This is a genomic window from Streptomyces sp. NPDC088124 (assembly GCF_040685895.1).
GTDB lineage: Bacteria > Actinomycetota > Actinomycetes > Streptomycetales > Streptomycetaceae > Streptomyces.
In genome coordinates this window covers 45,116-60,444 of the sequence record NZ_JBFBJB010000057.1, presented here as the reverse complement: position 1 = coordinate 60,444, position 15,329 = coordinate 45,116, and the positions used below count along the sequence as shown (strand labels likewise).

Sequence of the window (15,329 nt, the reverse complement as noted above, 5' to 3'; positions counted from 1 at the left end):
GTGATGGATTACGGGCAGTGCGCCTTACGGACCGCCCTGAACTTCCTTGAGCGGGCCGGGCATTTGCTTCGGCGGCGGGAGTTGGTGGTCGGGCCTGGCGGTGGGCGGTGGGTCACCCGTACGTGGTTCTCGCGGACCGCCCGGAGTGATGACGCCTGGGGTGCGCCCGCCGATGCGGACGAGCCGGCCACGGGGGCGGCGACCGTCGCGGCACCGGACCAAGTGCGGGGGCGGGAGCCGGTTTCGGCCCCGGTTTCGGCCCGGACTCAGGCCCCCGCCGCCCCCGCTCCGGCCCCCGGTGCGCGGGTGGGGCGGTCGCGCGGGTATCTCCTGCTTGCCTCGGTCGGGCGGCGGTGCCCCGCGCTGTCGCTGTCCGCCGCCGACTGCACGGCGCTCGAACCGCTGGCCGCCGAGTGGTTCGTCCGCGGGGCCTGCGAGGAGGATGTGCTGCGCGCCCTCACCGACGGGCTGCCCGTGCCCGTACATCACCCGGCCGGGCTTGTACGGTCCCGGCTCACCGCCAAGCTGCCGCCCGAACCGGTGGGCGTGCCGGTGGTGCCGGACCGGGCGGCCGTGGCCGTGGTGGAGTGCGGCACCTGCCGGGCGCCGGCGCGGCCCGCGGCGCTGGTCGACGGGGAGTGCGGAGCCTGCCGGGGTGTGCCCGCGCCCGTACGCCACCCCGCCCCGCTTCTGCCGGACCGGGTCCGGATCCGCGCTGCCGAGGTACGGAGCGCCGCCGCCCGCGTGTAGGCGGGCGGTCGGCGATGGACGCACCCCAGGTTGGCCGAAAATTGGCGCAACCTTTACGGATCATATGGAAACGGGCAACCGGGGCGGATCGGGGTGAGTCCTACCCCCTGAAGGTGCCGCCGGGATCCTCCGGCGGTACGGGGGAGTCAACGGGGGGTTGAACCTTGTCCGAGAAGAACAGCATCAGCATGCCCGAAAACAGTACGGACGCGGAGAGCGGCGCTGCCGCCGAGGCCGGGGGGCTCACGCCGTACCTGGACCGGCTGCGCGTGCCGGAGACGCTGCGGCCCGGCAGCGGGACCGAGAAGATCGAGCTGCGGTCGACCTGGGTGAGGCTGCACTCGCAGATGGCGCCGACCCATGTCTTCGCCTACAACGGGCAGTTCCCGGGGCCCACGGTCGAGGTGCGCAGCGGGCAGCGGATCCACATCGCCTGGACCAACCGCATCAAGAACGCCCCGTACCCGGTCGTGGCGGGGGAGGCGCCCGCCGTCAACGGCGCGCCCGCGCCGCACGCGGTGCCGGGCCGGGGCGACGGGTTCGTGGAGATCAAGGAGGTGGCCGATCTCCCGGCCTGGTCGGTGACCCACCTGCACGGCGCCGAGACCGGCGGCGGCAACGACGGCTGGGCGGAGAACGCGGTCGCGTACAAGGACGCGCAGCTCTCCGAGTACCCGAACGAGCAGCCCGCCACCACGCTCTGGTACCACGACCACGGCATGAACATCACGCGGTGGAACGTCTTCGCCGGGCTCGTCGGGATGTATCTGATCCGCGACGAGGAGGAGGCGGCGCTCCATCTGCCGAGCGGGAAGTACGAGGTTCCGCTGATCCTGTCCGACCGTAACTTCGAGACGGACGGCCGGGGGCGGCCCACCGGGCAGTTGCTGCACAAGGTGCGCAGGGCGTCGGCGGTGCCGGACGCGGAGTCGGCGAAGTTCGTCACCTTGCCGTTCTCCGGCCCGTACAACCTCGTCAACGGGGTGGTGTGGCCGTACCTCGACGTGGAGGCCCGCTGGTACCGCTTCCGGCTGCTGAACGCGTCCAACGCGCGGATCTACAACCTCGCCCTGGTCGACGAGGACAACAGGCCGGTGCGCGGCGCGATCCGGCAGATCGGTTCCGACGGCGGGCTGCTGCCCCGTCCGGTCCCGGTGGAGTACGACGAGGCCACGCTGCGCGGGCTCTCCATCGCGCCCGCCGAGCGGATGGACCTGCTGGTCGACTTCCGGGCGCTGCGTGGGAAGAAGGTGCGGCTGGTCAATGTCGGCGGGCAGCCGGCCGGTACGGCGGACCCGGCGCGTGACGTGCTGTTCCCGCAGATCATGGAGTTCCGGGTGGGGGCGCTGCCGGTCGTGGACCGGTTCGTCCTGCCGTCCGTCATCTCCTCGTCGTTCCGCCGGCTGACCCATGACACGCCGCACGGTCACCGGCTGATCGTGCTCAGCGCGCCCGGCACGAAGGGCGGCGCGGGCCACCCGGAGATCTGGGAGATGGTGGAGGTCACCGACGGCTCGGCGGTGCCGGGGCAGGACGGGGTGATCGCGCTCCTTCGCGAGGGCGAGCAGACGCCGAAGATCTACCGGCGGATCGCCAGGACCTTCGACGACGCGCTCGGCTTCAAGGTCGCGCACGGCGACCACGAGTTGTGGGACCTGCTCAACCTCGGCGGTCCCACGCACCCCATGCACATCCATCTGAGCCAGTTCCAGGTGCTGGAGCGTGAGGTGTACGACGTGTCGGGCTTCAGCCCCGCGGGCGCCACGACCACCTCGCCGATCAGGTATACCGGGGCCAACCCGGTCCCGGACAACGAGCAGGGCTGGAAGGACGTGTTCCAGGTGCGGCGTGGCGAGATGGTCAGGGTCATGGGGCAGTTCACCGGGGCGCACGGCCGGTTCATGTACCACTGCCACCTGCTGGAGCACGAGGACATGGGCATGATGCGGCCGTTCACCGTCATGCCCCGGGAGGTGCTGGTCTTCGACCACCACCAGCCGGGTCACGGCGGCCACTGACGGTACGCGCCCGGACCGGGCGGCGTCGGCGCCGGGCGCTGTTGCCCACCCCCGTGAGGCAACGGCGTCCGGCGCTTCGACGACCCAGGGCCGTCGCTTGCGTGCCAGCGAGGTTGATCCTGTAGGTGACGCGAGCGGAAGTCAACTATCGTGGATTAAAGCTTGAGATGGAGGCGGAGATTCACCAATTCCTGCGCCCTTTGCCCCGATTCTTCACAACGATCGTGTAAATCGGCCCGACTGCGTGCTCCCCGTCGGCGGCTGAAGAGTTCTATGATCCGACCCATGGCCAACACCGATTCTCCACACTCAGAGACGCCGGCCCCCCGTCCCGGCGGAGACGGGGAGTCAGTGCCTGCCGAGCCGTCGGAGGCTCTGGACTTCGCGGCCCGCTTCCGGCGCGTGATCGCGGTGATCTATCCGAAGGATCTCGGCCGCCCGTGGCGCGACTCGGAGATCGCGGAGGGAACGGGCCTGAGCGGTACGTACATCGGCAACCTCCGCAAGGGCACCCAGAAGCCCAGCCTGGAGAACGCGGTGAAGATCGCCAAGTTCTTCGGCGTTCCGCTGGACTACTTCAGCGACTCCGCCACCGCCCAGGCCGTCGAGCGCGACCTGCGCAAGATCGAGGCGCTGCGGGACGCCCGGGTGGAGCGGATCGCGATGCGGGCGGCCGGGCTGCCTCCCGCGATGCAGGACGCCGCGCTGACGGTGGTCGAGCAGCTGCGGAAGGCGGTGGGTCTGCCGGAAGGCCATCCGGAGGGCACTCCGCAAGACCGTACGGAAGGCCTCCCGCGGGGCCGTACGGAAGGCAACCCGCAGGGCCGTACGGAGGGCCGTGACGGCGAGCGTTCCGACGGCCGTTCCGGGGAGTGACCGACGGGGGCAGAACTCCTCTGGGACACTGGCGCCTTGCCGTAGTGGGCGCCGACGCCGAGGCCGATGGGGAGAGCGTGGGAGATCTTGGGCGGACCCGCCGCCGGATGCGGGCCATGGTCAGGGAACTGGACCTGCCACGGACCCGCACCGTCGAGGAGCTCTGCGCGGCGGTCGCCGAGCGGACCGGGCGCCAGGTCCGGCTGGTCCCGCGCCGGATGAAGGTGGGGGAGCCCTCGGGGTTCGTCGAACGCCGCGCGGAAGCCGACATCGTCCACTTCGAGCAGGAGACCTCGTCCCTGCACCAGGCGCACATCATCTGCCACGAACTGGCCCACCTCCTGTGCGGGCACCTCGCCGAGGCGCCGACCGCCGACGAGGAGGCGGCCGAGGTGGACCTGCCCACCCTCGACCCCGATCTGGTCCGGCTGGTCCTCGGACGCTCGCACTACGACGAGGCGGCCGAGACGGAGGCGGAGATCCTGGGCGCGGAGCTGACGCGTAACCTCGTACTGGCTCCCGGCGCCGGGACGACGTCCCAACTGGCGCCCGCGATGGAACACCGCAAAGGACAGCACCTCTGACATGACGGGCGACGTACGGGGACGGGGTGTCGGGCATGTCCGATGAGATGGCGCACGCGTCCCCGCTGCCCGAGGCGCCGTTCAACGCCGTCTACCTCGGCATCGGCACGGTGGCCTGGGTCGTCGCCGCCCTGAAGATACGGGCCTGGCGCCGCGACCCGAATCAGGGACTGCTCGTCGTCTTCTTCTCGATCGCGGCGCCCGCGACCGCGTTCGTGGTGGCCGCCCCGGTGGTCTACCGGCTGGTCGACCGGCTCGCGCACCGCCCCAATCTGGCCACGCTCCTCGTCTACCTCGGCATCATGGGGTTCTCCGCCGCCGCCGTGGTGCTGGCGCGCATGTGGACCCCGCCGGAGGACCGCGTCGACGCGCGGGTGTGGGACGGGGCCGCCGTGGAGACCTGGCGGCCGGTGCGGCTGCGCCTGGTGGTGTTCGCCGTCCTCGTCGCCGCGATGATCGTGCTGTTCTTCGCCGGCGGGGCCACGAGCCCGCAGACCCCGCTCACCTTCGACACCACCTTCGCCACCGTCCCGTCGATCGCGGTCTTCCTCGTCCTCTACCAGGCCCTGTTCGGCTTCGCGCTGATCGATATCGGCCGGGTCTGCCTCCGGCACGCCGCCGGACTCCCGGACGGATCGCTGCGCCGGGGGATCCGGCAGCTCGCCATCGGCTCCTTCGTCTCCTGCGGGTACGGCGCCTGCAAGCTCGTCGCGATCGGCGCGGCGGCCGGCGGAATCACCGGAACGGAGTGGCTGAGCACCGCCCTCGGCCCCGCGTTCGCCGCGCTCGGCGCCATCCTCATCACCGCCGGTTTCGCCGGGCCGGCCATCGCCGCCTGGATCCGCCGGCGCCGCGACTACCAGGCGCTGCGCCCGCTGTGGGACCTCGTCTACCGGGCGGACCGGCGCCTCGCCCTGGAGGCGCCGCCGTCGGCGTGGACCGAGCGGCTCGCCGTACGCGACCTGGAGTGGCGCACCGCGCGGCGCGGACTGGAGATCCGGGACGGGCAGCTGACGCTGCGCCCCTGGGTCGACCCCGGGGTGGTCCCCGCCGCCACCGCGCTCGCCGAACGGGCCGGTCTGGACGAGGACGAGCGGTCGGCGCTGATCGTGGCCGCCGCGCTGCGCGGCGCCGTCGAGGCACTGAACGCGGGGACGCCGCCGCTCCCCCGCGAGGACCAGGCACCGCTGCCGGGGCTGGACGCGGAACCGGTGGAGGAGCGGGCGCATCTCGTACGGGTCGCCCGTTATCTGCACGCGCCATTGACGGGCGAGGCACTGGCCGCCGCCACGGCGGGGACGGGGTGAGCGCCGGTATGAGCGGTACGCCGGAGACACGACGGTTACGGGAGACACGGGAGATGCGGGAGACGCTGGACGTGTCGGAGACACCGGAGACACCGGAGGTGCCGGAGGCGCGCGACGCCTTCGCACGGCTCGTGCTGGACACGATGCACGAGGAGTCGAAGCTCGGGCTCACCCTCGGCTTCGTCCGTACCTTCGGCATCCCGGGCATCGCCGAAGTGCTGGCCGGCACGGGCCGGATGACCGGCGACCCGCGCACCCGGACCAAGGCGACCGGGGCGGCCATGTTCACCCTGATCGGCCGAGGGGTGGCGAGCCCCGAGGGGCGGCGGGTCGTCGAGGGGCTGCGCCGGATCCACGACCGGCCCGACATCACGCCCGACCAGATGCGGTACGTCCTGGCCTGCTTCACCGTCTGCCCGCTCCGCTTCATCGACGACCACGGACACCGCGCGGTCACGGCCGAGGAGCGGGACGCCGCGTACGCCTTCCACGTCAGCCTGTCGGACGCGCTCGGCCTGCCCGAGGGCGGGAGCGAGGGCGGGAGCGGGAGCGGGAACGGGGCCGACGCCGGGCTGGCCGGTGTCGAACGCTGGATGCGGGCGTACGAGAGCCGGCACTTCGCGCCGAGCCCCGAGGGCGGCGCGCTCTGGGCGGCCGCCAGCAAGGGCCTGCTGGGCCGCCGGCTGCCCCGCCCCCTCGCCGGACTCGCCCCGGTGGTGGCCGCCTCGCTGCTGGACGCGCCGCTGCGTGCGGCACTCCACGTACGCCGCGCGCCCGCGCCCGTACGCGGCCTGGTCACGCTGGCCCTGCGGGCCCAGGCCCGCAAGGGCCGGCAGCGCCCCGCCGCCGCCTGACGGCGCGGTGGGCGGGAGGGCCCGCCCACCGCGCCGCACCTGGCTTTCGCGGCAGGTCAGGACGCCGTGCAGGCGCCGACGGCGGGGGCCGACCACTCCCCGTTCGCCATCACCGTGAACCCGAAGCTCGTCGCCGCTCCGGCCGCCAGCGTGCCGTTGCCGTTCGGCCGCATCGTCATGACGTTCCCGCCCGTGTCCCAGGAGGGGGAGCCGTTCCAGGTCGTGGAGACCTTCTGCGGAGCCCGTACGGTCACACTCACCGTCCAGCCGGTGATGGCCGAACTTCCCGCCGTCACCGTCACCTTGCCGTTGAAGCGGTCGCCCCAGCGCTCCGTCTCGGAGTACGTGGCGGTGCAGCCCTGGCTGCCCCCGCCCCCGCCGCCTCCGCCGCTGCTGGAGCCGCCGAGCGCCGTCAGCACGGCGGTGTACGCGGGCTTCTTGGCGTAGTTGCTGTCGAAGAGCAGCGGTGTGCCGCTCGCCCGCCACGAGTACTTGTCGGTCACGCCCCACACCGTGATGCCGGTGCAGCGCGAGACGGCCAGGCACGCCTGGGTGACGCGCCGGTAGCTGTCCGCCTGGGCCGTCCCGGAACCCTCGATGTCCAGCTCCGTGATCTGCACGTCGACGCCGAGGTCGGCGAAGCGCTGGAGGTTCTGCTGATAGTCCCCGGGCACCGGGGACTGGGCGTTGAAGTGCGACTGGAAGCCGACGCAGTCGATGGGCACACCGCGCGCCTTGAAGTCGCGCACCATGGCGTAGACCGCGTTGCTCTTCGCGTTCTGGCCGTCGGTGTTGTAGTCGTTGTAGCAGAGCTTGGCGGCGGGGTCGGCGGCGCGCGCCGTGCGGAACGCCTCCTCGATGAACCCGTCACCGAGCTTGTCCTGGAACGGTGAGCTGCGCCGGGCCCCGGAACTCCCGTCCTGGAACGCCTCGTTCACCACGTCCCAGGAGTGGATCTTTCCCTTGTAGTGCCCCGCGACCTGGGTGATGTGGTTGTTCATCGCCGTCCGCAGGTCCGCGGCGCCCAGACCGCCGACCCAGCCGGGGAGCTGGGAGTGCCACACCAGCGTGTGGCCCCGGATCTTCATGCCCCTGCTCTGCGCGTGGCCGACGATCTGGTCGGCCGCGCCGTAGTTGAACGAGTTGCGGCTGGGTTCGAGCGCGTCCCACTTCATCTCGTTCTCGGGTGTGACGCTGTTGAACTCCTGGTTCAGCGTGGACGCGTACCCCGACTCGCCGAGGTGGTTCGCGGCGACGGCGGCACCGAAGTACCGCCCCTTCTCCGCCGCCGACGCGCCGAGCGTGGTCGCGGCGCTCGCGGTCGGGGCCGAGGCGAGTACGGCGACCACGGCGGTGACGGCCAGCAGGGCGGTCGGGCGTGCCACGGCGAACAGACGTCTGTTCTGCAACGTACCGATCACGCTTCCTCCTTGGAGGTGGTCGAAACATGCGGCTCCCCGGGAGGCCCCCACAACCGGCCCGAGATGACTGACTCTTTCGTAAAGTCAAGCAAAACTTTCGAAACACGCAAGGGTCGCGGCGGAGTTGCGTACGCGGCTCGCCCGCGGGGCGCGGCTGACCTGCTCGAATGCCTTGTGAGATGGCCGAGCGGGCAATGTCTCTCACTTCAAGCTAAACGGATGGTGTTGTCCACTTTCCGTTTTAGTGTGAGCGGAACAGCGGGCGCACAACGCAGCGCACACAGCGCGCACAGCGCATGCGGCACATGCGGCGCATTCCGCAGCTCCGAAAAACGCGACCGTGCGGACAGGTCGACCTTGAACAGGAGAGCAGTCATGGATCTCGAACTCGACGGCAAGCGCGTCCTCGTCACCGGGGCGAGCAAGGGCATCGGCCTCGCGATCGTCAGGGCCTTCCGTGCCGAAGGTGCCGAGGTCGTCGCCGTGTCCCGGAAGACCACAGCCGAACTGGAGGCCACCGGCGCCACGTTCGTCTCCGCCGACCTGGCCGACCCCGCTGCCCCGCGACAGATGGTCGAGACGGTCCTTGAGATGGAACCGCGCCTCGACGTCCTCGTCAACAACGTCGGCGGCGGGGACACGTCCGGGGAGGTGCTTTCCGATCCCTTCGGTGGCGGTGCCGACGCCTGGGCGGGCGTCTTCGCCCTGAATCTCGGCGCCGCCGTGGAGACCACCCGGGCCGCGCTCCCCGCCCTGACCCGGTCCCGGGGCGCGGTGGTGAACATCAGCTCGCAGAACGCCCGCGATCCCCGTAACGCGCCGCTGTCCTACTCGGCGGCCAAGGCCGCGCTCAACGCCTTCTCCCGCGGCCTGGCCGAGCAGGTCGCGGCATCGGGGGTCCGGGTCAACGTCGTCACCCCGTCCGGCACACGGACCCCGATGCTGACGGCCGAGGACGGCTTCGGTGCCGACCTGGCGGCGCGCAGGGGAATCGACCAGGACGCGCTGCTGGCGATGGTGCCTCAGCAGGCCGGAATGGTGACCGGCACATTGATCGACCCGGCCGAGATCGCCCGCGCGGTCCTGCTGCTGGCGTCTCCGACCATGGCAAGTGCGGTCGGCTCCAACTGGGTGGTGGACGGCGGCGCGCTCAAGACGCCATGACCGTACGTCAGTTCATCAGGTGCCGGGGCGGCGGGAGCGGAGGGCGCTGCGGGGCGCGGAGGGCCGCCGGCGGTGCCGGCGGCCGGTCGTCCGCCGCGTCAGTTCACGTAGACCTCGGCGCGGTCGACGCTCACGAAGGAAGCCCCGGACTGGGCGTTGTGCTCGCCCGTCACGCGGACCCGCAGGGTGTGGTTGCCGTGGGGCAGTTGTGGGCTGACGTACTGCACCGCCTCGCCCACGCGGATCGAGTTGTGGAAGTCCACCCGCTGCTCGGGACCGCCGTCGACGCTGATGGCCGCGTAGCCGTTGCCGGTGTCCTTGACGGAGAGCAGGGCGATACGGGTGCCGGTGAAGGTGAAGGTCGCCGTGGCGCCTGCCCGGTCGCTCCAGTGGTCGTCGCTCCAGAAGCACTGCGTGGCGCAGCCCGAACCGGAGTTCCAGGCGCCGGTGTAGGTGACACCGCCGGGGCCGCTGGAGCGGCCGTCGTCGTTGATCCAGTAGTTGCCGGACCCGGGGTCGCCGGAGGGCAGGTTCTGGGTGGCCCCCATGGCGAGCGGGCGGCCGAAGTCGGGGGTGCCGTCGGCCCGCCAGGTGAACTTCTGCGCGCGCGTGGTGCGGTTGCTGTAGGTGTTCACCGACGTGGACTTCGCGTGGTAGACGATCCAGTCCTCGGTGCCGTCGGGGGACCGGAAGAAGGCGTGATGGCCGGGGCCGAACACGCCCCGGTCGTCGGCCCGCGAGAACACCGCGCCCTGGTGCTGGCGCCAGTTGCCCGGCACGAGCGGGTCGGCGTCCAGCGGCATCGACATCATCCAGACCTGGTAGTCCGGTTTGCCCGTGTCGCAGGCGGAGTAGGTCATCCAGACCCGCCCGTTGCGGTACAGGAACTCCGGTCCTTCGCGCACCTCGGGGCAGCCGCCGGCGCCGTTGACGGCGACGGCGTTGCCGGAGACGGTGTACGGGTTGGACATCGGGGCGATGTTGAGCCCGTTGTGCTGGTACTGGTTGATGCCGCTGTACGCGAGGTAGAGCCGGCCGCCCACCTGGAGGATGCCCGCGTCGATGGCGAAGTCGTTCGCGTGGTTGGGCGGGGCGAGCTTCGCCTTGAAGTGGTATGGGCCGGTGGGATCGTCGCCCTCCGACTCCAGGACGTACAGCCGGTGGTGGTCGTCGACGCCGTCGTCGGCCGTGTAGTAGAGGTACCAGCGGTCGCCGAAGCGGTAGAACTCCGGCGCCCAGATGTTGCGGTTGCGGGACGGGTCGGTGTCCGTCCAGACGGTGATCGGGGCGGCGGTCAGCAGCGTGCCCAGCGACGGGGAGCGCCACATCCGGATGCTGCTGCCCTGGGTCGTCGTGAGGTAGTAGTTCCCCTTCCACTGCGTCATGAAGGGGTCGGGGCCGGTGTTGAGGGGGTTGCGGAACGTGCCGGCCGCGGCGGCGGCGACCCGCGGCGCGGGATCGGGGGCGGGCAGCGCCGCGGCGGCCGGGGCGGTCAGCGCGGGCAGCAGGCCCACGACGAGCCCGAGCAGGGCGGCGACGAGCAGGGCGGTGCGCCCACGGGGAGGTCTGGTGGGGTCGGGAAGCACGGGGGCTCCTTTCCGCGGCTCTTCACATCGAGGCGCTTTTACATCGATGTAACGGCGAGGCGTCACGCTAGGGACGACCTGCCCCCGTGTCAACAGTCCGGAGAGGGCGTACGACAGTCCGGAAACGGCGTACGACGGGGAGGAGTTACGCGGTGGCGGGGCGCCAACCCAGGGCCGGGCCGAGCACGGTGGCGATGTCGGTGAGGATCTGGACGTAGTCCTCGTGGCCGAAGGTGAACGGCAGCGCGAAGGCGACCTCGTCGATCTCGCGGAACGCGGCGTGGGCGTGGAGCCGTTCGGCGATCTCCGCCGAGGACCCGACCAGATCGGGCGCGAACATCAGCCGCGCCGGACCCTGCGGAGCGGCCGTACGCGGCAGGCGCGTCCGGGCGTACTCCTCGTACCTCGCGCGCTGCTCCGGCGTGGCGCTGTCGGTCGGGATGACCACGAGCCCCTGCGAGACCCGGGCGCGCTCGCCGTCGGGGTGGTGGGCCCGGAAGGCGCGGATGTGCGAGAGCTGGATCTCCGCGAAGTCCGCCGCCCCGCCCGGACCTTCGGCTTCCTCGGCCTTCACCACGCTGCTGGTCAGAAAATTCATCGCGTGCTCACCGGCCCACCGGGCGGACCGCAGGCTGCCGCCGCCGTACCACATGCGCGCGCCCAGGCCGGGGGAGTGCGGCTCCACCCGGTCGGAGAAGGACTCGAAGCCCTGGACGCCGCTGAAGCCGGAGGCGCGCTCGCCGCGCACGAAGTCCAGCAGCCGCCGCACGCGGTCGTGGCCGAAGTCCTCGGCCTCGGCGGTGTCCGGGTAGAGCGCCTCCTTGACCTGGTCGTAGTGCATCGGCGGGCCGACGCTGACCCCCGGGTTGAGCCGGCCGCCGGAGAGGACGTCGACGGTCGCCAGGTCCTCGGCGAGCCGCAGCGGATTCTCCCAGCCGAGCGGGATGACCGCCGTGCCCAGCTCGATCCGTGAGGTGCGCTGCGAGGCGGCGGCCAGCAGTGCCACGGGGGAGGAGATGCCGTATTGGAGGTGCCGGTGGCGCACCCAGGCGCTGTCGAATCCCAGCCGCTCGCCCAGCTCGATGATCCGCAGGGTCGACTCGTGTCCGGGGCCCGGATCGGCTCCGTCGAACAGCCCGATCGTCAGGAACCCCAGTTTCCGAAGCTTCATGCCCGAACCGAACGCCGAACGGGTCCTCGGCATTCCGCACCCGGACCCTCTGCTCAACAACTCCGTTTCCCGGAGGGGTAGTTACCGCTTCGCCTACGATCGTCGGCGTGTGCGCAGACATCATGGTCGCCGAAGACGACGCGAAGCAGGCCGAACTCGTGCGCCGCTACCTGGAGCACGAGGGACACTCCGTCACCGTCGTCGCGGACGGCCGCGCGGCGCTGGAAGGGGTCCGGCACGCCGAACCCGACCTGCTCGTCCTCGACGTCATGATGCCCCGGGCCGACGGCCTCGACGTCGTACGGATCCTGCGCGCCGAAGGCCGGGAGGTGCCGGTGCTGATGCTGACGGCGCGCAGCACCGAGGACGATCTGCTGCTCGGTCTGGACCTCGGCGCGGACGACTACATGACCAAGCCGTTCAGCCCGCGCGAGCTGGTGGCCCGGGTCCGTACGCTGCTCCGCCGCCACCGGCGCTCCGCCGGGCCCGTGTCCGTCCCCGCGCCGGCCGCCGTTCCCGCGCCCGCTCCTGTTCCGGCCCCTGTTCCTGTGTCCGTTCCCGCCATCGGGGCCGGGGCGGCGGGAGACGCGGACGCGGTGCTGTCGGTGGGCGCGCTCAGGATCGATCCGGGCCGGCACGAGGTGTCGGTGGAGGGAATGCCGGTCGCGTGCACGCCCGGTGAGTTCCGCATCCTCGCCGCGATGGCGACGGAACCGGACCGGGTCTTCACCCGGAAGCGGCTCCTGGAGGAACTGCACGGCTTCGACAAGTACATCAGCGGGCGCACCGTCGACGTACACATCATGCATCTGCGCAAGAAGATCGAGCGCACCCCCCGGCGGCCGGCCCGGCTGCTCACCGTGTTCGGCGTCGGCTACAAGCTGACGGATCCCGCGAAGAACGGACGCCATGCCCCGTCCTCCTCACACCCCTCCTGAGTCCCGTCCCGACGCCCGCCGGGAGCGGCGGGCCGCCCGGCTGCCGCTCCGCAGGAGCGTCCTCGGCCGGCTGCTGACGGTGTCGGCGCTGGTCGCCTCGTGCTCCGTCGCCGCCACCGCGTGGCTCGTCACGCAGACGACCTCGGTCGCGATCCGCCAGGAACAGGGGCAGAACCTCAGCGCCGACGCCACGATCTACAACACCCTGCTGGGGTACGCGGCCACCCACCCGAGCTGGGAGGGCGTCGGCGCTACGGCGCGGAAACTGGCCGAGGAGTCCGACCGCCGGATCACGCTGACGACCCAGGACCGGCGCCCGCTCTACGACTCGGCCGTGCCCGACGCGGCCTCCGCTCCGAAGTCCGGCTCCGGCTCGAAGTCCGGTGGCGCCGCCGGCGTCGACCCGCTGCCGGCGCAGGCGTCGGCGGTCGTCGACCCGCTCTCCGTCGACACCGTGCTGGTGCCCGACACGGCCTCCGCCGGCGCGGACCGCGTCGACCCGCGTGCCGTGGGGCCGTTCCTGCTGCCCGCCGGTGAGCGTACGAGGCTGCGGGCGGCCGCCGCCGAGAACGTGGCGTGTCTCAACCGCATGGGCATCGCCGCGGATGTCGCCGAGAGCCCGAGCGGGCGGCCCCGGATCCAGTACGTCGGCAATGACACCGACGGTGAGATGGAGGTGAAGTGCCGGATGGCCATGCCGGGAACCCCCACCTCCACCGAGCAGAAGGCTCTCGACGAGCTCAACCGACTGGCCGACGACTGCCTGAAACGCCAGGGCAGGTCCGGCGTGAAGCTGAACCTGGACCTGTCCTGGGACCGGGGGTACGCGGAGGGCGCCGCGACCGTCGCCCTCCCGGCCGAGGCGGCCGCCGTGGACGACGCCTCCGTGGACGAGCCCCGCACGGGCGAGGCCCCCGCACGGTCGGCGGAGCAACGGGCGGTGGCCGAGAAGCGGGCCCTGGCGCGGAAGATGGACGAGGACAAGGCGGCCGCCGCCTACGGGTACCGGGGGGCGGCGAGCGAGGCCCGTAACAGCAAGCACGACAGGGCCGTCGCCTCCTGCGTCGGCAGCGCCCGCCGAGAACAGCTCACGGAGTACGTCGCCGCGCCGGCCCTGCTGTTCATCGACGGCCCGCCCGCCGTCAGCGTGCCCGGTTTCGACCTCTCACCGACCAATACCGCCCGCATCGCCGGGGTCGCGGCGCTCGTCCTCGCCCTCACCGTCGGCGCCTCGGTGATCGCGGGGACCCGGTTCGTACGCCCGTTGCACGCGCTCACCGGCGCTGCCCAACGGATGCGGGACGGGCTGGACTCGGCGCCCGTACCGGTCGGGGCCGACAACGAGATCGGCCGGCTGGCCGCGGCCTTCAACGACATGGCCGCACACCGCACCAGGCTGGAGCAGCAGCGCAAGGCGATGGTCAGTGATGTCGCCCACGAACTGCGCACTCCGCTGAGCAACATCCGAGGCTGGCTGGAGGCGGCACAGGACGGGCTGGCCGAACCCGACCCGGCCTTCGTCTCCTCGCTCCACGACGAGGCGTTGCAGCTTCAGCACATCATCAACGATCTGCAGGACCTGGCGGCGGCCGATGTCGGCGCGCTGCGCCTCAACATGGAGCCGGTACGTGCCGACGACCTGATCGGTCAGGTGGCCGCCGCGCACCAGGGGCTGGCGGAGACCGCGGGCGTCACCCTGGCGGTCTCCCCGGCGGCCCCCGGCGCCCCGCGCCCGCCGCTCCTCGACGCCGACCCGGTCCGGCTGCGCCAGGCCGTCAGCAACCTGGTCTCCAACGCGGTACGCCACACACCGTCCGGCGGCCGGGTGACGCTGCGCGCATATGTCACCGGAGCGGGGGAAGGCTCCGGGAGTTCCGAGGGTTTCATGAATTCCAAGGACCCCAAGGGGTGCGAGGGTTCCGGTGGTGAGGTGGCCGTCGAGGTCGCCGACACCGGCACCGGTATCCCGGCGGCCGACCTCCCGCACGTGTTCGACCGCTTCTGGCGGGCGGAGAAGTCGCGCAACCGGAGCACCGGCGGCAGCGGCCTCGGCCTGGCGATCGTCCTCAAGCTCGCCGAGGCCCATGGCGGCACGGCGACCGCGGTGAGCAGGGAGGGGGAGGGCTCGGTCTTCACCTTGCGGCTGCCCTCCGGGACCAAGGCGAGCGGAGCGGCCGGGGTGAGTGGTGAGGCAGGGGGGACCAGGGAGGCAGGGAGGACCGGGGAGGACCGGGGAGACACGGGGGACCGGTGAGGCTCACGGAGCGACTGCTCGGCCCTGATGCGATGACTACGCGGTCCTGACAGGTTCTTCACATGGGGCCGCCACTGTTGCCTCATGCCCGGAACCTGGTGCGACTCGGCATCCAGGCACCACCCAAGCCGGGCCGGAAGTGGAGCTGTACATGTCTCGTCGTCTCAGCCTGCGTCTCGCCGCCCTGACCGTTGTCGCGGCCGGCACCCTGCTCGTCCCCGCCACCGCGGCCGTCGCCGACCAGGCCCCGACCACGGCGCCGGTCACAGGAGTGAGCGATCAGTCGGCCGAGGAGGCCAAGGCCGCGAAGAAGGAGGCCGAGGCGCTGCGGGCCAAGAAGGCCGACGCCGCCGCGCAGGCCAAGGCCGCCAAGACCGCCCCGCGTGGCGCGGTCGCCGCGGGCGAC

The 15,329-nt window shown here is 71.9% G+C and carries 12 protein-coding genes and 1 pseudogene; 10 read left to right on the top strand and 3 right to left on the bottom strand.

What is annotated here, in order from left to right:
• From AB0P17_RS34390 to AB0P17_RS34365, 6 genes are all read left to right on the top strand, one after another.
• Positions 1-750: hypothetical protein (locus AB0P17_RS34390; protein ID WP_365817292.1), on the top strand; the 750-nt coding region annotated here is incomplete at its 5' end.
• A gap of 188 nt (positions 751-938) precedes the next feature.
• Positions 939-2,768 carry a multicopper oxidase domain-containing protein gene (locus AB0P17_RS34385; protein ID WP_365817290.1) on the top strand — a complete coding sequence of 610 codons (1,830 nt, stop codon included), beginning with the start codon at positions 939-941 and terminating at the stop codon, positions 2,766-2,768.
• A gap of 351 nt (positions 2,769-3,119) precedes the next feature.
• A complete protein-coding gene (locus tag AB0P17_RS34380; RefSeq protein ID WP_365817288.1) occupies positions 3,120-3,644 on the top strand; it encodes a helix-turn-helix transcriptional regulator in 525 nt (174 codons plus the stop codon).
• Positions 3,645-3,721: 77 nt separating this feature from the next.
• Complete coding sequence (locus AB0P17_RS34375) at positions 3,722-4,228, top strand: ParH-like protein (RefSeq protein WP_365817286.1); 507 nt, start codon at positions 3,722-3,724, stop codon at positions 4,226-4,228.
• A gap of 35 nt (positions 4,229-4,263) precedes the next feature.
• On the top strand, positions 4,264-5,535 hold the full coding sequence (locus AB0P17_RS34370) for an MAB_1171c family putative transporter (RefSeq protein ID WP_365817284.1): 1,272 nt from the start codon (positions 4,264-4,266) through the stop codon (positions 5,533-5,535).
• An 8-nt stretch (positions 5,536-5,543) separates the two neighbouring features.
• Positions 5,544-6,389 (top strand): oxygenase MpaB family protein, encoded by an 846-nt coding sequence (locus tag AB0P17_RS34365; protein ID WP_365817282.1) that lies wholly within the window; start codon positions 5,544-5,546, stop codon positions 6,387-6,389.
• 56 nt (positions 6,390-6,445) lie between these two features.
• Here AB0P17_RS34365 and AB0P17_RS34360 read toward each other — a convergent pair whose 3' ends face one another.
• Positions 6,446-7,756: an endo-1,4-beta-xylanase gene (locus AB0P17_RS34360; RefSeq protein ID WP_365817296.1), complete on the bottom strand. Its 1,311-nt coding sequence runs from the start codon at positions 7,754-7,756 to the stop codon at positions 6,446-6,448.
• A 429-nt stretch (positions 7,757-8,185) separates the two neighbouring features.
• Between AB0P17_RS34360 and AB0P17_RS34355 the strand changes: the two genes are divergently transcribed.
• The gene (locus AB0P17_RS34355) at positions 8,186-8,974 is read left to right on the top strand and encodes an SDR family NAD(P)-dependent oxidoreductase (RefSeq protein ID WP_365817280.1); all 789 of its coding nucleotides are present in this window, start codon (positions 8,186-8,188) and stop codon (positions 8,972-8,974) included.
• A gap of 98 nt (positions 8,975-9,072) precedes the next feature.
• Here the strand turns inward: AB0P17_RS34355 and AB0P17_RS34350 are convergent, their stop codons facing one another.
• Positions 9,073-10,560, bottom strand: a complete 1,488-nt coding sequence (locus tag AB0P17_RS34350) for a glycoside hydrolase family 43 protein (RefSeq protein WP_365817278.1) — start codon at positions 10,558-10,560, stop codon at positions 9,073-9,075.
• Positions 10,561-10,705: 145 nt separating this feature from the next.
• On the bottom strand, positions 10,706-11,731 hold the full coding sequence (locus AB0P17_RS34345; RefSeq protein ID WP_365817276.1) for an LLM class flavin-dependent oxidoreductase: 1,026 nt from the start codon (positions 11,729-11,731) through the stop codon (positions 10,706-10,708).
• A gap of 107 nt (positions 11,732-11,838) precedes the next feature.
• On the opposite strand from AB0P17_RS34345, the gene AB0P17_RS34340 reads away from it, so the two are divergent.
• The 3 genes and pseudogenes from AB0P17_RS34340 to AB0P17_RS34330 all read left to right on the top strand — a co-directional run.
• Positions 11,839-12,669, top strand: a complete 831-nt coding sequence (locus tag AB0P17_RS34340) for a response regulator transcription factor (protein WP_365817273.1) — start codon at positions 11,839-11,841, stop codon at positions 12,667-12,669.
• Positions 12,641-14,923 carry a HAMP domain-containing sensor histidine kinase gene (locus tag AB0P17_RS34335; protein ID WP_365817271.1) on the top strand — a complete coding sequence of 761 codons (2,283 nt, stop codon included), beginning with the start codon at positions 12,641-12,643 and terminating at the stop codon, positions 14,921-14,923. The genes AB0P17_RS34340 and AB0P17_RS34335 overlap by 29 nt, the downstream gene beginning before the upstream one ends.
• Before the next feature lie 151 nt (positions 14,924-15,074).
• Positions 15,075-15,329: pseudogene (locus tag AB0P17_RS34330) on the top strand (hypothetical protein); the annotation flags it as partial.

Bases quoted from the DNA above. Each gene is read 5' to 3' on its own strand.
- AB0P17_RS34385 (WP_365817290.1), top strand. From the start codon at position 939: ATGCCCGAAAACAGTACGGACGCGGAGAGCGGCGCTGCCGCCGAGGCC.
- AB0P17_RS34370 (WP_365817284.1), top strand. From the start codon at position 4,264: ATGTCCGATGAGATGGCGCACGCGTCCCCGCTGCCCGAGGCGCCGTTC.
- AB0P17_RS34365 (WP_365817282.1), top strand. From the start codon at position 5,544: ATGAGCGGTACGCCGGAGACACGACGGTTACGGGAGACACGGGAGATG.
- AB0P17_RS34355 (WP_365817280.1), top strand. From the start codon at position 8,186: ATGGATCTCGAACTCGACGGCAAGCGCGTCCTCGTCACCGGGGCGAGC.
- AB0P17_RS34345 (WP_365817276.1), bottom strand. From the start codon at position 11,731: ATGAAGCTTCGGAAACTGGGGTTCCTGACGATCGGGCTGTTCGACGGA.
- AB0P17_RS34335 (WP_365817271.1), top strand. From the start codon at position 12,641: ATGCCCCGTCCTCCTCACACCCCTCCTGAGTCCCGTCCCGACGCCCGC.